Source organism: Pseudomonas sp. S3_B11, assembly GCF_054667715.1.
In genome coordinates this window covers 4,449,369-4,464,741 of record NZ_CP162749.1, presented here as the reverse complement: position 1 = coordinate 4,464,741, position 15,373 = coordinate 4,449,369, and the positions used below count along the sequence as shown (strand labels likewise).

At 60.1% G+C, this 15,373-nt stretch carries 16 protein-coding genes; 9 read left to right on the top strand and 7 right to left on the bottom strand.

The genetic code is table 11. The features are described from left to right. Positions 1–37: 37 nt before the first annotated feature. A complete protein-coding gene (gene fadD2 / locus AB4O22_RS20070; protein ID WP_013692441.1) occupies positions 38–1,726 on the top strand; it encodes a long-chain-fatty-acid--CoA ligase FadD2 in 1,689 nt (562 codons plus the stop codon). Positions 1,727–2,096: 370 nt separating this feature from the next. Then, the gene (gene fadD1, locus AB4O22_RS20065) at positions 2,097–3,788 is read left to right on the top strand and encodes a long-chain-fatty-acid--CoA ligase FadD1 (RefSeq protein WP_003198575.1); all 1,692 of its coding nucleotides are present in this window, start codon (positions 2,097–2,099) and stop codon (positions 3,786–3,788) included. A 160-nt stretch (positions 3,789–3,948) separates the two neighbouring features. Here the strand turns inward: fadD1 and AB4O22_RS20060 are convergent, their stop codons facing one another. Continuing rightward, on the bottom strand, positions 3,949–4,326 hold the full coding sequence (locus AB4O22_RS20060; RefSeq protein ID WP_003198577.1) for a hypothetical protein: 378 nt from the start codon (positions 4,324–4,326) through the stop codon (positions 3,949–3,951). A gap of 245 nt (positions 4,327–4,571) precedes the next feature. Between AB4O22_RS20060 and AB4O22_RS20055 the strand changes: the two genes are divergently transcribed. Further along, a complete protein-coding gene (locus AB4O22_RS20055) occupies positions 4,572–5,522 on the top strand; it encodes a YihY/virulence factor BrkB family protein (RefSeq protein ID WP_003198579.1) in 951 nt (316 codons plus the stop codon). Beyond that, entirely contained in the window at positions 5,519–6,058 is a 540-nt protein-coding gene (gene def, locus AB4O22_RS20050) for a peptide deformylase (RefSeq protein ID WP_003198581.1), read from the top strand. Before AB4O22_RS20055 ends, def begins: the two co-directional genes overlap by 4 nt. Before the next feature lie 124 nt (positions 6,059–6,182). Here def and AB4O22_RS20045 read toward each other — a convergent pair whose 3' ends face one another. From AB4O22_RS20045 to gntR, 3 genes are all read right to left on the bottom strand, one after another. After that, positions 6,183–6,602, bottom strand: a complete 420-nt coding sequence (locus AB4O22_RS20045) for a GNAT family N-acetyltransferase (protein ID WP_003198583.1) — start codon at positions 6,600–6,602, stop codon at positions 6,183–6,185. Positions 6,603–6,893: 291 nt separating this feature from the next. Beyond that, entirely contained in the window at positions 6,894–7,448 is a 555-nt protein-coding gene (locus tag AB4O22_RS20040) for a hypothetical protein (protein WP_003198586.1), read from the bottom strand. Positions 7,449–7,604: 156 nt separating this feature from the next. Then, entirely contained in the window at positions 7,605–8,636 is a 1,032-nt protein-coding gene (gene gntR / locus AB4O22_RS20035; RefSeq protein ID WP_027912033.1) for an HTH-type transcriptional regulator GntR, read from the bottom strand. A 216-nt stretch (positions 8,637–8,852) separates the two neighbouring features. On the opposite strand from gntR, the gene AB4O22_RS20030 reads away from it, so the two are divergent. Together AB4O22_RS20030 and AB4O22_RS20025 are read left to right on the top strand one after the other, a co-directional pair. Then, a complete protein-coding gene (locus AB4O22_RS20030; RefSeq protein WP_003198590.1) occupies positions 8,853–9,386 on the top strand; it encodes a gluconokinase in 534 nt (177 codons plus the stop codon). Positions 9,387–9,478: 92 nt separating this feature from the next. Next, complete coding sequence (locus AB4O22_RS20025) at positions 9,479–10,831, top strand: GntP family permease (RefSeq protein ID WP_003198592.1); 1,353 nt, start codon at positions 9,479–9,481, stop codon at positions 10,829–10,831. Positions 10,832–10,998: 167 nt separating this feature from the next. On the opposite strand, the gene alaC is transcribed toward AB4O22_RS20025, so the two are convergent. After that, positions 10,999–12,216 carry an alanine transaminase gene (gene alaC / locus AB4O22_RS20020; protein ID WP_003198594.1) on the bottom strand — a complete coding sequence of 406 codons (1,218 nt, stop codon included), beginning with the start codon at positions 12,214–12,216 and terminating at the stop codon, positions 10,999–11,001. Positions 12,217–12,424: 208 nt separating this feature from the next. On the opposite strand from alaC, the gene AB4O22_RS20015 reads away from it, so the two are divergent. Both AB4O22_RS20015 and AB4O22_RS20010 read left to right on the top strand, forming a co-directional pair. Beyond that, entirely contained in the window at positions 12,425–13,087 is a 663-nt protein-coding gene (locus AB4O22_RS20015) for a LysE family translocator (protein WP_003198596.1), read from the top strand. Between the two features lie 79 nt (positions 13,088–13,166). Beyond that, the gene (locus AB4O22_RS20010) at positions 13,167–13,655 is read left to right on the top strand and encodes a GyrI-like domain-containing protein (protein WP_003198597.1); all 489 of its coding nucleotides are present in this window, start codon (positions 13,167–13,169) and stop codon (positions 13,653–13,655) included. An 11-nt stretch (positions 13,656–13,666) separates the two neighbouring features. On the opposite strand, the gene AB4O22_RS20005 is transcribed toward AB4O22_RS20010, so the two are convergent. Next, positions 13,667–14,272, bottom strand: coding sequence for a pyridoxamine 5'-phosphate oxidase family protein (locus tag AB4O22_RS20005; protein ID WP_460097732.1), 606 nt, complete (start codon positions 14,270–14,272; stop codon positions 13,667–13,669). Between the two features lie 35 nt (positions 14,273–14,307). Continuing rightward, positions 14,308–14,793: a GNAT family N-acetyltransferase gene (locus tag AB4O22_RS20000; protein ID WP_003198602.1), complete on the bottom strand. Its 486-nt coding sequence runs from the start codon at positions 14,791–14,793 to the stop codon at positions 14,308–14,310. Between the two features lie 140 nt (positions 14,794–14,933). On the opposite strand from AB4O22_RS20000, the gene AB4O22_RS19995 reads away from it, so the two are divergent. Then, entirely contained in the window at positions 14,934–15,368 is a 435-nt protein-coding gene (locus AB4O22_RS19995) for a YybH family protein (RefSeq protein ID WP_003198604.1), read from the top strand. Positions 15,369–15,373 lie beyond the last annotated feature (5 nt).

Genomic DNA, 15,373 nt, shown 5'->3' with positions numbered 1-15,373 from the left:
GCGGCCCGGACATGCTCAGGTAAAGAGGACAAAAACAATGCAGCCTGATTTCTGGAATGACAAACGCCCGACCGGCGTGCCCCTGGATGTTGATCTTGGGGCCTACAAGTCGGTGATCGAGGTGTTCGAACGTTCCTGTAAGAAATTTGCCGACCGTCCGGCGTTCAGCAACATGGGGGTGACCCTCACCTATGCCGAGCTGGAGCGCTACAGCGCGGCTTTCGCCGGCTACCTGCAAGCCCATACCGACCTGGCGCCGGGTGATCGAATCGCGGTGCAGATGCCTAACATCCTGCAGTACCCGATCGCCGTGTTCGGTGCCTTGCGCGCCGGGCTGATCGTAGTCAACACCAACCCGTTGTACACCGCGCGGGAAATGCGTCATCAGTTCAAGGACTCCGGTGCCCGGGCGCTGGTGTACCTGAATATGTTCGGGCAGAAAGTCCAGGAGGTGTTGCCCGATACGGACCTGCAGTACCTGATCGAAGCGAAGATGGGTGACCTGATGCCCACCGCCAAGGGCTGGCTGGTCAACACGATGGTGAGCAAGGTCAAGAAAATGGTCCCGGCCTATTCGCTGCCCCAGGCCATTTCCTTCAAGAGCGCCTTGCGCCTGGGGCGCGGCCAGGGCATCAAGCCGCTGAAAGTCAGCCTCGACGATATTGCGGTGTTGCAATACACCGGCGGCACCACCGGATTGGCAAAGGGCGCGATGCTGACCCACGGCAACCTGGTGGCCAACATGCAACAGGCCCGGGCCTGCCTGGGGCAGCTCGGCGATGACGGCCATCCACTGTTGCGCGAAGGCCAGGAGGTCATGATCGCACCGCTGCCGCTGTACCATATCTATGCGTTCACGGCGAACTGCATGTGCATGATGGTGACCGGCAACCACAACGTGCTGATCACCAATCCGCGGGACATCGGTGGTTTCATCAAGGAACTGAAGAACTGGCGTTTCTCGTTGCTGCTGGGGCTCAATACGTTGTTCGTGGCATTGATGGACCATCCGGATTTCAAGACCCTGGATTTTTCCAGCCTCAAGGTCACCAACTCGGGCGGCACGGCGCTGATCAAGGCCACTGCCGAGCGTTGGGAGCAGATCACCGGTTGTGGCATCACCGAAGGTTATGGCCTGACCGAAACTTCGCCAGTGGCCAGTGCCAACCCTTACGGCGGCAAGTCCCGGTTGGGCACGGTGGGGATGCCGGTGCCAGGCACGCTGATGAAAGTGATCAACGACGATGGCGTCGAGCAGCCCCTGGGCGAGCGCGGTGAGCTGTGCATCAAGGGCCCGCAGATCATGAAAGGCTACTGGAACAAGCCTGAGGCCACGGCCGAAGTGCTGGACCACGAGGGCTGGTTCAAGTCCGGCGATATCGCGGTGATCGACCCGGACGGTTTCGTGCGCATCGTCGATCGCAAGAAGGACATGATCATCGTCTCGGGCTTCAATGTGTACCCCAACGAGATCGAAGACGTGGTGATGGCCCATCCCAAGGTGGCCAACTGCGCGGTAATCGGTGTGCCGGACGAGCGTTCGGGGGAGGCGGTGAAGCTGTTCGTGGTGGCGCGGGAAACCGGCGTCAGCCTTGAAGAACTCAAGGCCTACTGCAAGGAGAACTTCACCGGCTACAAGGTACCCAAGCACATTGTGCTGCGGGAGTCGTTGCCCATGACGCCGGTGGGCAAGATTCTGCGGAGGGAGCTGCGCGATATTGCCTGAGGTCCGCCGGGGTATCTGTCCTGACGAAAACCTGTGGGAGCACATCTTGCTCGATAGCGGTGGAACAGCCTCATTTGTATTGGCTGACATATCCCTATCGCGAGCAAGCTGTGCTCCCACAGTTGTTTGATTCAGAGATTTAACAGGGTGTAGATTTTTTACTCTAAAAATGACCATAAAATATTCATGAGTCATGTTTGTGACTGTGGGGGCTACTTTTGGCTCTAGTCGGCCCCTGGCAAAGCTGCTACTCTCGGCGCGCTTTTGTGACTTCTCGGCCTTGATTCAAGCCAGATTCACCAATAAACACACACCAATAATAATCGCATCAAATGCGGTGAGAATTCGCGTTGCTGAGGAGTGGGCTTCCATGATTGAAGACTTTTGGAAGGATAAGTACCCAGCTGGGATTGCTGCCGACATCAATCCAGACGAGTATCCGAATATTCAGGCGGTGTTGAAGCAGTCCTGCCAACGCTTTGCCAACAAGCCGGCATTCAGCAACCTCGGCAAGACGATCACCTACGGTGAACTCTACGAGTTGTCCGGTGCCTTTGCCGCGTACCTGCAACAGCATACCGATTTACAGCCCGGCGATCGAATCGCCGTGCAACTGCCCAACGTTCTCCAGTACCCGGTGGCCGTGTTCGGGGCGATCCGCGCCGGGCTGATCGTGGTCAACACCAACCCGCTGTATACCGCGCGGGAAATGGAACACCAGTTCAACGACTCCGGGGCCAAGGCGCTGGTGTGCCTGGCGAACATGGCGCACCTGGCCGAGACCGTGGTACCCAAGACGAGCGTCAAGCACGTCATCGTCACCGAAGTCGCCGACCTGCTGCCGCCGCTCAAGCGCCTGTTGATCAACAGCGTGATCAAGTACGTCAAGAAGATGGTCCCGGCCTATCACTTGCCCAAGGCCGTCAAGTTCAACGATGTGCTGAGCAAAGGCCACGGCCAACCCGTGAGCGAAGCGAACCCCACCAGTGACGATGTGGCCGTGCTGCAATACACCGGCGGCACTACTGGCGTGGCCAAGGGCGCGATGCTCACTCATCGCAACCTGGTGGCGAACATGCTGCAGTGCAAGGCGCTGATGGGCTCCAACCTCAATGAAGGTTGCGAGATTCTGATCACGCCGCTGCCGCTGTACCACATCTACGCCTTCACCTTTCATTGCATGGCGATGATGCTGATCGGCAACCACAACATCCTGATCAGCAACCCGCGTGACCTGCCGGCGATGGTCAAGGAGCTGTCGAAGTGGAAGTTCAGCGGTTTCGTCGGCCTCAATACGCTGTTCGTGGCCCTGTGCAACAACGAAGCCTTCCGCAAGCTGGATTTCTCTGCCCTGAAAGTCACCCTGTCTGGCGGCATGGCCCTGCAACTGGCAGCAGCCGAGCGCTGGAAAGCAGTGACCGGTTGCCCGATCTGCGAAGGCTACGGCATGACCGAAACCAGCCCGGTGGCCACCGTCAACCCGATCCAGCACATCCAGATCGGGACTATCGGCATTCCGGTGCCGTCGACGCTGTGCAAGGTGATCAATGACGCGGGTGTCGAACAGCCATTGGGCGAAATCGGCGAATTGTGTGTGAAAGGTCCGCAGGTCATGAAGGGCTACTGGCAGCGCCAGGAAGCCACCGACGAGATCCTCGACAGCGAAGGCTGGCTCAAGACCGGTGACATTGCGTTGATCCAGCCGGACGGCTACATGCGCATCGTCGATCGCAAGAAAGACATGATCCTGATCTCCGGTTTCAACGTGTACCCCAACGAACTGGAAGATGTGCTGGCAACCCTGCCGGGCGTGCTGCAGTGCGCGGCCATCGGCATACCGGACGAGAAGTCCGGCGAGGCGATCAAGATCTTCATCGTCGCCCGGCCGGGTGTCACGTTGACCAAGGAACAGGTGATGGAACACATGCGTGCCAACGTCACCGGCTACAAGGTGCCCAAGGCCGTGGAGTTCCGTGATGCCTTGCCGACGACCAATGTGGGCAAGATCCTGCGGCGCGAGTTGCGGGATGAAGAGCTCAGGAAACTGGGGCTGAAGAAGTAAGACCGTTGCCAATGAAAAGCCCCGCTGATGCGGTGATGCTATTCACTTAAGGAAACGGCGCTTTTCCGAGGGAGGGAAAGCGCCGTTTTCTTTTGGGCTGGATTGGGTACATATCCGTTACCGCAGCAACGGATCTACACACCAAAGCTAGGAAATCGCATTACAACCTGAACTGCGCAAAATCCAGATTGGTACCCCCCGGACGCATGTCCTGCAGGTAGGAATCCTTGTCAGCGCTCAATTCCAGGCTCAGGGCCGCCTTGCGCTTGCCCTGGTTGCGCACTTCCAGGCCTTCCATTTTCTCGCGCAGGAACACGGTCGGCACCTTCAGGTGCAGCAGCTCATCGGTGGCCGGCGTGTGCAGCAGCAGGTGAATCCATTCGTATTGACCAATGGCCAGGCGCCCCACCGGGATATCGAACCAGAAGATGTTGCGGTTACGGTTCAATTCGCTGAAGTGGCAGTTGTTGACGCCCAGTACGGCGCCGCCCAGTTCCTGGTTTCTGCGGGCGATGGCCTGCTTTTTATCGAGTTTCATAACGTTCCTACGGGGTTGGAGCTTCAGGCCGCAGCCTGAATACGTGGGGCATTCTCGGTGGTTGCCGGGCAAACATAAAGCCCCGGCTGTAGGAACAATGAAACTTGGCTTGGCAATCGTCGGTCAATTCAGCGTCGGGCATGAAAGACGAAATTGATCCAACGTCGCCAAACAGGCTACTTTGTTGTGATAACGGCCCCTGAGTCGCCAAGCGACCCCCTTTTTTGCGGCGAAAGGAGACGCACATGATGTTCCCGGCCTTGAAAGGCTTACCCTTGCATCGTGTGATGATGCGCACCGTGACCGAGTTTCTCGACGACGAGATGTCGACCTACGCCTCGGCATTGGCTTACCAAATGCTGTTTTCGCTGTTTCCTTTCATTCTCTTTTTGATCGCATTGATCGGCTTCCTGCACCTGCCGGACTTCTTCTCCTGGCTGCGCCTGCAATCGGAGCTGGTGCTGCCGCCCCAGGCCCTGGAGCAGGTCAACCCAGTGATCGACCAGCTCCAGCAATCCAAGGGCGGGCTGTTGTCGGTGGGTATCGTCATTGCGTTGTGGACCGCCTCGGCGGGCGTGCGGCTGATGATGAGCGCGATGAACGCCGCCTACGATGTGGTCGAGGGCCGTCCGGCCTGGAAGCGTTTTCCGCTGTCGATTTTCTACACCATCGGCATCGCCGGCATGCTGTTGGCCGCCGCTGCACTGATGGTGCTCGGACCGCAGGTGATGGGCTGGATCGCGGCCCAGGTCGGATTGGAGACGTTCATCGTCACGCTGTGGACGATCGTGCGCTGGCCGGTGATTGTGTTTCTGTTGATGGTGGCCGTGGCGCTGATCTATTACGTGATGCCCGACGTCAAGCAGGAGTTCCGCTTCATCACCCCGGGCTCTGTGCTGGCGGTGGTGGTGTGGATCGTCGCCTCCCTGGGATTCGCCTTCTACGTCAAGACCTTCGCCGACTACAACGCCATGTACGGCAGCATCGGTGCGATCATCGTGTTGTTGCTGTATTTCTATATTTCTTCGGCGGTGCTGCTGCTCGGTGCGGAGATGAATGCGGTGATCGAGCACATGTCCACCGAGGGCAAGAACCCGGGCGAAAAGAGCGCGGGCGAGCACGAAAAACAGCATGTGTCGGGCCTGGGCCGCGACCATTCCATCCCTCATCCCCACCCTGACGAAGCCCGACCATGATCCGTGACATCCTGAAAATGGGCGACGAACGCCTGCTGCGTATCGCCCCACCGGTGCCCGCCGAAATGTTCGACAGCCCAGAGTTGTGGCAACTGATCGACGACATGTTCCAGACCATGGAAAGCGTCGGCGGTGTCGGCCTGGCGGCGCCACAGATCGGCGTGGACCTGCAACTGGTGATCTTCGGCTTCGAGCACAGCGAGCGTTATCCTGACGCCGAGGCGGTGCCCCAGACCATCCTGATCAACCCGCTGATCACCCCACTGGGCCCGCAGATGGAAGAGGGCTTCGAAGGTTGCCTGTCAGTGCCGGGCCTGCGCGGGGCGGTCGAGCGCTACCAGGATATCCGCTACGAAGGCTTCGATCCCAAGGGCGAGCCGATCGTGCGTTACGCCTCGGGCTTTCATGCGCGGGTGGTGCAACATGAATGCGATCACCTGATCGGGCGCTTGTACCCGTCGCGTATCAGTGATTTCAGCAAGTTCGGGTTTACCGAGGTGATGTTCCCGGACCTGGACCCTACGGCCGACGATTGATAACCCACCACAGAACACTGTGGGAGCGAGCTTGCTCGCGATTGCGGTGTGTCAGCCACTATTGATGCAACTGACCTGACGCCATCGCGAGCAAGCTCGCTCCCACAATGGGGTGTGTTGATTTTCAGGATTTTGCAGGCGCAAGCCCCATCGCAATCATCGGCTTGCTACGCGCATACCGGCTCAGGCGTTCGGCCATCGCATAGGGCAGTTCGGGGTCGAAGCTGAAACCACTCCGTTCATAAAAACCGCGCAGATCCGGGTGGCAGAACAGCCACACCGGTTCATTCACGCCGTTCACCGCTTCGGCGATCAACCGTGCGGCGATGCCTTGTACTCGGTACGCCGGGGCGACGAACAACCCTGTCAACCAATGCCCACCCGACACCGGCCGCAGGCACAGGGCGGCGACGATCTCATCGCGCCGCGCCACCCAGAGCTGCGCGTCACGCACCGCTTTCATCGAGGATTGGTGGGCGCGATAGAACTTGTTCATCAGCGGCCAGAGCGACTCTTCGAGCGCTGCATAATGGATTTCGGACATGACAGGGTCGTGGGCGATAAGGGGAGGGCGATTATAAAAGAACGCAGGTGCGGCGATAGGTGTATACCTGACTTCACATCCCGTATGAGTGGAGTACGTATCATGGCCAAAGGCATGGATTCAAAAAAAGCGGCAAAGAAAAAACCGGCGAAAACTGCCGATGAAAAGCGCGCCGACAAAAAAACCAAGAAGGTGAACCTGTTCGGTCATTGAACCGATACTGCTTCGGTTGGCCTCAGGTTTGAGCTGGGGCGCTAACCCCCAGCTCAAACGCTCCGCCATGCGCGAGGCTTAAAGCGAGGCGAGAAACATATCCGTGGCCGAGGCTTTGTCGTCGGTGCGGCTCTGCTGGGCCTTTTCCACCTGTGCGATCGCCGACTTGTCCTGCATGCGCTGGGCAATTTCCTGGCTGACAGCCATCTGCTTCTCGGGCGGCATCGCCTCGAACTCTTCCTCGGTAATGCCCATCTCTTCGAGAATGCTGTCGCGCAGGCGCTCTTCGGGCGTCTTGCTCATGTAGTCCTTGAATTCTGCCGTCGCAGAACCACCCAATGTCGTGGTTTCTTCGGATGCTGGTGAAGCCACGGTCTGCAATTGCACGCGGGTCTTGGCGAACGCCTCGTCGACGTTGTCGCTGATGGCGGTGCTCGCATTGACCTGTTGCGTGGCTCGTTGGGTGAAGGACTCCTGGACCTGGGCAGCGCCCTGGCTGGCCTGGGCCTGGACGTTATCGCGCAAAGCCTGCAACGCGGCACTTTGCAGGCCGCTGGCGGCTTCGGCAGTGGGATCTTCGCCCGGGCGTTTGAGCGGCAAGACCATCGCTTGCTGTTTTGCACTGACCAACATGATGAATACCTGTGGGTAATGACTGAGCGATGGGCAGGAGCAATTCCCATGCCGTCGCCGCGAGGCCCGTATTCCAACGCGATGGGCTGGCGCGGGGCGAGCGGGGCGGCCAATCCTTGCCGTTCGTCGGCATGGATCGACCGCATCGTGCCGGGCTCAGGTGCTTTCGCGGACCTTGAGCTCAAAGCCCATGTCCACCACCGGCTGCGCGATGCGGTTGCCGGCCATTAACGTCAGCATTTGCTCGGCTGCGCGGCGGCCGATGGCTTCCCGTGGGGTGCTGATGCTGCTCAGGCGCGGCACCGTGTGGGCCGAGGCGGGCAGGTCGTTGAAGCCCAGCACCGCAACCTGCTCGGGAATCTTGATGCCGCAGCGAAGGGCCTCGAACAAGGCACCGTGGGCCAGGTCGTCGTTGCCGAAGAAGATCGCATCGACATCGGGGTGGTTGTCCAGCAACTGCAGGAACAATTCGCCGCCCAGGCCTACCGATGACGGGCGCGGGGTCAGCAGTTCCAGGTCCGGGTCATACAGACCGGCTTTCTGCAGGGCGCGGCGAAAACCTTCGCCACGCAGCAGGGTGCGTTGGTCCAGTTGCGCGCCGATGTAGGCCAGGCGCTTGCGGCCCTTGGAGATCAGATGCTCGGCCGCCGTTTCGCCGGCCTTGAGCTGGGAGAAGCCGACGCAATTGAGCCCCGCGCCGGGGTCCAGTTCCATCATGTACACGCAGGGAATATTGCTGGCCTCGATCATGCGTCGGGCGCTTTCGGTGCGGTCGAAACCGGTCAACAGCAAACCACGCGGCTGATAGGCCATGTAGTTGCGCAACAGGTCTTCTTCTTCGTCCCGGGAATAGTGGTAGTTGCCGATCACCACTTCGAAACCCTTGGGTCGCAGGACCCGATGAATGGCTTCCAGGGTGTCGATGAACAACAAGTTGGACAACGACGGCACCAGCACCACCACCGAATGGCTCTGGGCCGAAGCCAGGGCGCGGGCGGCGGGGTTGACGACGTAGTTGAGCTCCACGGCGGCCTGGCGGACCTTTTCCACCAGATCGACGGCTACGGTGCTGACGCCGCGCAGGGCACGGGAGGCGGTGATCGGGCTGACACCGGCCAGGCGTGCGACTTCGTTGAGCGTAGGGCGACCGGTGGTGCGAGTATTCTTATCGTTTTTAGGGGCGGTCATCAGGGCGGCTTGCCAAACAAAAATCAAGGCACTAAGGTAGCGCTGTCTCGACGCGGCTGCAATTGCGTAAGTGGGGTTTGCCTGATCCCCCGTGTGCTGGTGTCGTGAACGAACATGCTGCAACCACAAAAATGACAAGAAGGCGTCGGCAACTTCTGCTTTTGCTGCGGTGTCATAACTGGCAAAGGTAGCGCTGTCTGCGCGCTGAGGTGTTACATGAATAATCCCATCACCGCCCTGGTCATCATGGGCGTTGCCGGTTGCGGCAAAACTTGCGTCAGCCAGGCGCTATGCGAGCTGAGCGGCGCCACTGCCATTGAAGGCGACACTTTCCACCCAGCGGCCAACATCCAGAAGATGAGCGCCGGTATTCCCTTGAACGACGACGACCGTGCCGGCTGGCTCGACAGCCTGTGCGATGAGTTGCGCCGTGTCGATGCCACGGGCGAGCGCCCGGTGCTGACCTGCTCGGCCCTCAAGCACAGTTATCGCGAGCGTCTGCGCAGTGCCTTGCCTGGCCTGGGCTTCGTATTCCTTGAATTGACCCCCGAAGTGGCCGCCGACCGCGTTTCCCATCGTCCCGGCCATTTCATGCCGTCGACCCTGATCGACAGCCAGTTTGCCACCCTTCAATCCCCTGTCGGCGAGCCCCTGACCCTGGCTCTGGATGCGTCCAGCCACAGCGTTGAAGAGTTGGCGCATCAGGCTTACGTCTGGTGGTTGGACCATGGTTTGAAGCTTGCCGGCTGAGTTTCAAAAAATTTGCGTCAGAAAGATAGCGCTACCCCGACGGCTAACCAATAACTGCTTCAATAACAACAACAAATCAGGAGACACCTCCCATGTTCGGCATGTCCCACGAGACGTTCCTGCTGCTTGATGCAGTGGTCACGGTGATCGGACTCATCATCCTCATCACCAAGTTCAAATTCCACCCGTTCATTGCACTGACCATCGCCGCCGCGTTCCTCGGCCTGACGTCGGGCATGCCGACCGGCACCATCATCAAGGCGTTCCAGGACGGCTTCGGTGGTGTGCTGGGCTTTGTCGGCATCATCCTGGCGCTGGGCACGATGCTCGGCAAAATGATGGCCGAGTCGGGCGGGGCCGATCAGATCGCCCAGACCCTGATCCGCGCCTTCGGCAAGGACAAGGTGCAGTGGGCCATGATGTTCGCCGCGTTCCTGGTGGGCATCCCGCTGTTCTTCGAAATCGGCTTCGTGTTGCTGATCCCGCTGGTGTTCATCGTCGCACGTCGCACCGGCGTGTCGATCATCAAGATCGGTATCCCGCTGCTGGCCGGTCTTTCCGCCGTCCACGGCCTGGTGCCGCCGCACCCGGGGCCGCTGCTGGCGATCGGCGTGTTTGGCGCCGACATCGGCAAGACCATTCTCTATGGCCTGATCGTAGCGCTGCCGACGGCCATCATTGCCGGGCCGATCTTTGGTACGTTCATTGCCAAGCACATCCCCGGCCATCCGAACCAGGAGCTGGTGGACCAACTGGCCCGCGAGACGGACTCCGCCGAACTGCCAAGCTTCAGCATCACCCTGATCACCGTGCTGTCGCCGGTATTCCTGATGTTGCTCAAGACGTTCGCTGACGTAGCGCTGCCCGATGGCAACCTCTTCCGCGCCTGGATGGACATGATCGGCCACCCGATCTCGGCGTTGCTGCTGGCGTTGCTGCTGTCGCTTTACACCTTCGGCTACAAGCAGGGCATCGGTGCCAACCAGATGCTCAAATGGCTGGATGCCAGCCTTGCGCCGACCGCCGCGATCATCCTGATCATCGGTGCCGGTGGTGGCTTCAAGCAGATGCTGGTGACCAGTGGTGTGGGCGACGTGATCGGCCACATGGCGGTGAGTGCGCAGATCTCGCCGATCCTGCTGGCGTGGCTGGTGGCTGCGGTGATCCGCATTGCCACAGGCTCGGCGACGGTGGCGACCATTACCGGTGCCGGGATCGTGGTGCCAGTGGTGGGGATGATGCCGGGTGTGAACCGTGAGCTGCTGGTGCTGGCGACCGGTGCCGGTTCGTTGATCCTGTCCCACGTCAACGACGCGGGCTTCTGGCTGGTCAAGCAGTACTTCAACATGACCGTGGCCGAAACGTTCAAGACCTGGACCGCGATGGAAACCATCCTGTCCGTGGTGGGGTTGATCTTTATCCTGCTGCTGTCGCTGGTGGTCTGAACCAGAGCAATACCCAACTGTGGGAGCGAGCTTGCTCGCGATGGCGGTGTAACAGTCGACAGAGATGCTGACTGTTATGTCGCTATCGCGAGCAAGCTCGCTCCCACACTGGTTTCGGGTGATCAACAGATCCAGGGTGGGAGCAAACTCCCACCGTTGTTTTTGCGTCAGGCGCCAGGTTTGTTTATCAACCCATCCGCCCGGAACATCCCACGTATCCCGCGCACGGCCTGGCGAATCCGGTCCTGGTTTTCGATCAGCGCGAAGCGCACGTGATCATCCCCATATTCCCCGAACCCCACCCCCGGCGAGACGCAGACCTTGGCTTCGGCCAACAGCTTCTTGGCAAATTCCAGTGAGCCCAGATGGGCATAGGCTTCGGGAATCTTGGCCCAGACGTACATCGACGCCTTGGGGTTTTCCACCATCCAGCCCAGTTCATGCAGGCCCTTGACCAGTACGTTGCGGCGCTGGCGGTACTGCTCGGCGATGTCGCGCACGCATTGCTGGTCGCCTTCCAGGGCGGCGATGGCGGCCACTTGCAGCGGGGTGAAGGTGCCGTAGTCGTGGTAGCTCTTGATCCGCGCCAGGGCGTTGACCAGTTCCGGGTTGCCCACCATGAAACCGATGCGCCAGCCGGCCATGTTGTAGCTCTTGGACAGGGTGAAGAACTCCACCGCGATGTCTTTCGCGCCAGGCACCTGCATGATCGACGGGGCTTTCCAGCCGTCGTAGACGATGTCGGCGTAGGCCAGGTCGTGGATCACCAGGACGTCGTACTGCTTGGCCAGGGCGATGACCCGTTCGAAGAAATCCAGCTCCACGCACTGGGCGGTGGGGTTGGAGGGGAAGCCGAGGATCATCATCTTCGGCTTGGGAATCGAGCCGCGAATGGCCCGCTCCAGTTCAGCGAAGAAATCCACCCCTGGCACCAGCGGTACCGAACGCACCTGGGCGCCGGCGATCACCGCGCCGTAGATGTGGATCGGATAGCTGGGGTTGGGCACCAGCACCGTGTCGCCCTGGTCCAGGGTTGCCAGCATCAGGTGGGCCAGGCCTTCCTTGGAACCGATGGTGACGATGGCTTCGGTTTCCGGGTCGATGTCCACCTCATAGCGGTCCTTGTACCAGCGCGAAATGGCGCGGCGCAGGCGCGGGATGCCTTTGGAGGTGGAATAGCCGTGGGTGTCTTCCCGCTGGGCGACGGTGACCAGCTTTTCCACAATGTGCGGGGGCGTGGCGCCGTCGGGGTTACCCATGCTCAAGTCGATGATATCTTCGCCGCGCCGACGCGCAGCCATCTTCAGCTCGGCAGTGATATTGAATACGTACGGGGGGAGTCGATCGATACGCGCAAAGCGGCGCGGCGAACCTTGTTCGGCCATTGTTGCCTCGAGATACGTGAGCGCCCGGAACCGTCCGAGCGACGTTGGCCACTGCGGTGGCCTGCGGCGCAAGATAATCGGGCGGATGTCGGATTGTCCAGTAGCCGCGCACAACTATTTTCGACGACACTGTCGACCTCGCCACGCAGCCATCAACGCCGGCTGCGGGCAGTTGAATTCGCTGTAGCCCAATCGAACGGAATGAATGATGGAATTTTCCAGCGGTTTCCTGCTGAGTCTCTCCCTGTGCCTGGACATAGGCGTGGCCAATATCGCGATGATCACCCTGGCGATGCAGCGCGGTTACTTCCAGGGTTTCGCCCTGGGCCTGGGCACCTGCGTGGGCGACCTGGTCTACGCCGTCCTGGCCCTGGCGGGCATGACTGTCCTGCTGCAATACGAAGCGGTGCGCTGGGTGCTGTGGCTGGGTGGCTCGGTGCTGTTGCTGTATTTCGCGGCGAAGATGATCCATTCGGCGATCTATCACAGCGCCGTGCTGGCCGAGGCTGGGGAGGTGCAGGGCAACTCCCCGCGCCAGGAGTTCTTTCGCGGGATTTTCCTGGCCATGTCATCGCCCAGTGCCATCCTCTGGTTCGCTGCGGTGGGCGGCACACTGATCGCGCGTTCGGGTGGTGGCACCTTGCTCAGCTCGGCGCTGTTCCTCAGTGGTTTTCTCTGTGCCGGGTTGTTGTGGTGCGCGGCCCTGTGCCTGGCGGCGACCCAGGGCGGCAAATTGTTGGGGGATAAACTGCTGCGTTACTCCTATTGGGCATCCGCCGCGATCTTCTGCTATTTCGCGGTGTACGTGATTGTTTCTGGCTACAACGAGTTTGTCGGAAAAGCCGTCACCAGCGCCTTGCCTGGAATCTGACAAGCGAAACGGCCCTGGCAATCACGGTTTGGCTTCTATACTGCCAAGCCCGACTTCACGTTTGCTGGAGTGTTGCCGCATGGAAAAGCCCAAACGCGATTACATAGCCGAACCACGCTTTGAACAGGGACGTTTTCAGCTTATTGCCGGCTTTGGTGCTCGGTTTACCCAGGACACTGCCCAAGATATTCCTTTGCTCTGGGAAAAGTTCCTGCCCTGGCTCGGCAAGGTGCCAGGGCAGAAAGATGAAGTGACCTACGGCGTGTGTTGCAACCCGGACGGGAAGGGTGGGTTCGAATACATCGCTGGCGTGGAAATCAGCCGGCTCGACGATCTGCCGGAACAATACCGCTGGATCGAAATCCAGCCGGGGTATTACGCCGTCTTCGAACATAAGGGGTCGTTGAAACAACTGCCGGACACGTTCCAATACATCTGGAAGGAGTGGCTGCCGCGTTCCGGTCACACGGCGGCGCAATTGCCGGAGTTCGAGCGCTACAGCGAAGACTTCAACCCCAGGACCGGCGAAGGCACCCTGGAGATCTGGATCCCGCTCAAGCCAAGTTGATCGTCGCTGCTTCAGTACAGGCTGGCCTGCACCCGCGCAGGTGCTTCACGGTCATAAGTCTCGGCATCGAACTGCCCATCATTCAAGCGCTTGTGGATCGCCCCGGCGCTGGGCAGGGCCGAGCGTTCGAGATGGCGAGCCGGATTCCACAGGTCTGAGCGCACGATGGCTTTGGCGCAATGGAAAAACGCCGCTTCGACCGTCACCAGCAGCACCGTGCGAGCCGGCTTGCCGTTGACTGCAAAGCGCTCCAGCAGCGCGGGTTCGGCGCTGATCCGGGCCGTACCGTTGACCCGCAAGGTTTCGCCAATCCCGGGAATGAGGAACAGCAGCGATACCCGCGGATCGTGCAGGACGTTGCGCTGGGTGTCGATGCGGTTGTTGCCGGGACGATCCGGCAAGGCCAGGGTGCACTCGTCGAGGACCTGCACGAAACCCGGCACATCGCCCCGCGGCGAGCTATCAAGGCCGTCGGGCCCTGCCGAACCGATGACCACCAGCGGCGAGGCCCGGACCATCGCCTGGTAATCCTCGTTCAGGAAGGGGATCTGTTTGCGCACTGCCCGTTCGTGGGGCAGGCCATAAAGCGCTTCCAGCTGTTCAATCGACGTCAACATCATCCATTCATCCTGAGTCTATGGGTCAAGGTCCATCAAAACGCCAACCCCATTCGCCGCTCGTAACCGATGCGGCCCTTGTAGGCCTCGCCACTGTCGACCCAGCCCAGCCGGGTGTACAGGCCGATGGCCGAGTCGTTATCGGCGTCAACCGAGAGCTCCAGCCCGCGGATTTCCGGCCAGGCGGCTCGCGCCACGGCGGGCAGCGCCTGCAGGCAGGCCTTGCCATAACCTTTGCCCTGGGCCCGGTGATCGACTTGCAGGGCATGCAGGGTGGCGCTGTGTTCATTGGCCCAGGCGGGCAGTACCGGCGGGCGCTTGAGCAGCAGGAAGGCCACCGGCACCTCTTCAGCCAATAGCGCAAACCCTTTGACCCCGGGGCCGGGCTTGGACAGCAGCGTGTGCAGGGCGCCGTGGATATCGCCGGCGAACTTGATCTGTTCGGGGTGGATTTCGATGGCGCTGACCTGTTCGCGTTGCAGCGGGGTCAGGTCTTCGTAGGGTACGAGCTGAGCGGTCACAAAAACATCCGTTGTTTACCAGCAGAATAGGACCTGGATTCTAGCGAATTTTTTCTTTGAATTATTTTTGTTGGGTTGTCGATTCGCTGTTTCTCCAAACGACAAAGGGTGTCTTCAACAAAAAACTGCGGAGAATCACCATGAATACCCAAGCCACTGAAACCGAAATCCAGGCCCTGATCGACACCTATCGCCAAGCGGTCATGGCCAAGGACGTCGAAAAGGTCATGGCGCTCTATGACGAAGACATCGTCTCGTTCGATGCCATCCAGGCCTTGCAATTCAAGGGCAAGACCGCTTACCGGGCCCATTGGCAAGCCTGCATGGAAATGTGCCCCGGCCCGCACAAGTTCGACTTCCATCAGGTCAAGATTACCCCGGCCGAGAACATCGCCTTCGCCCACTGGCTGGCCTATTGCGGCGGCACCAACGACAAAGGCGAGGAACAAGCCTGCTGGATGCGCGTGACGGCCTGCTACCGGCGTGTAGCCGGGCAATGGCGGATCGTCCATGAACATTGGTCCGCGCCGTTCGACCCGATGGCCGGTACGACGCTGTTCGACCTGCAACCCTGATCGTC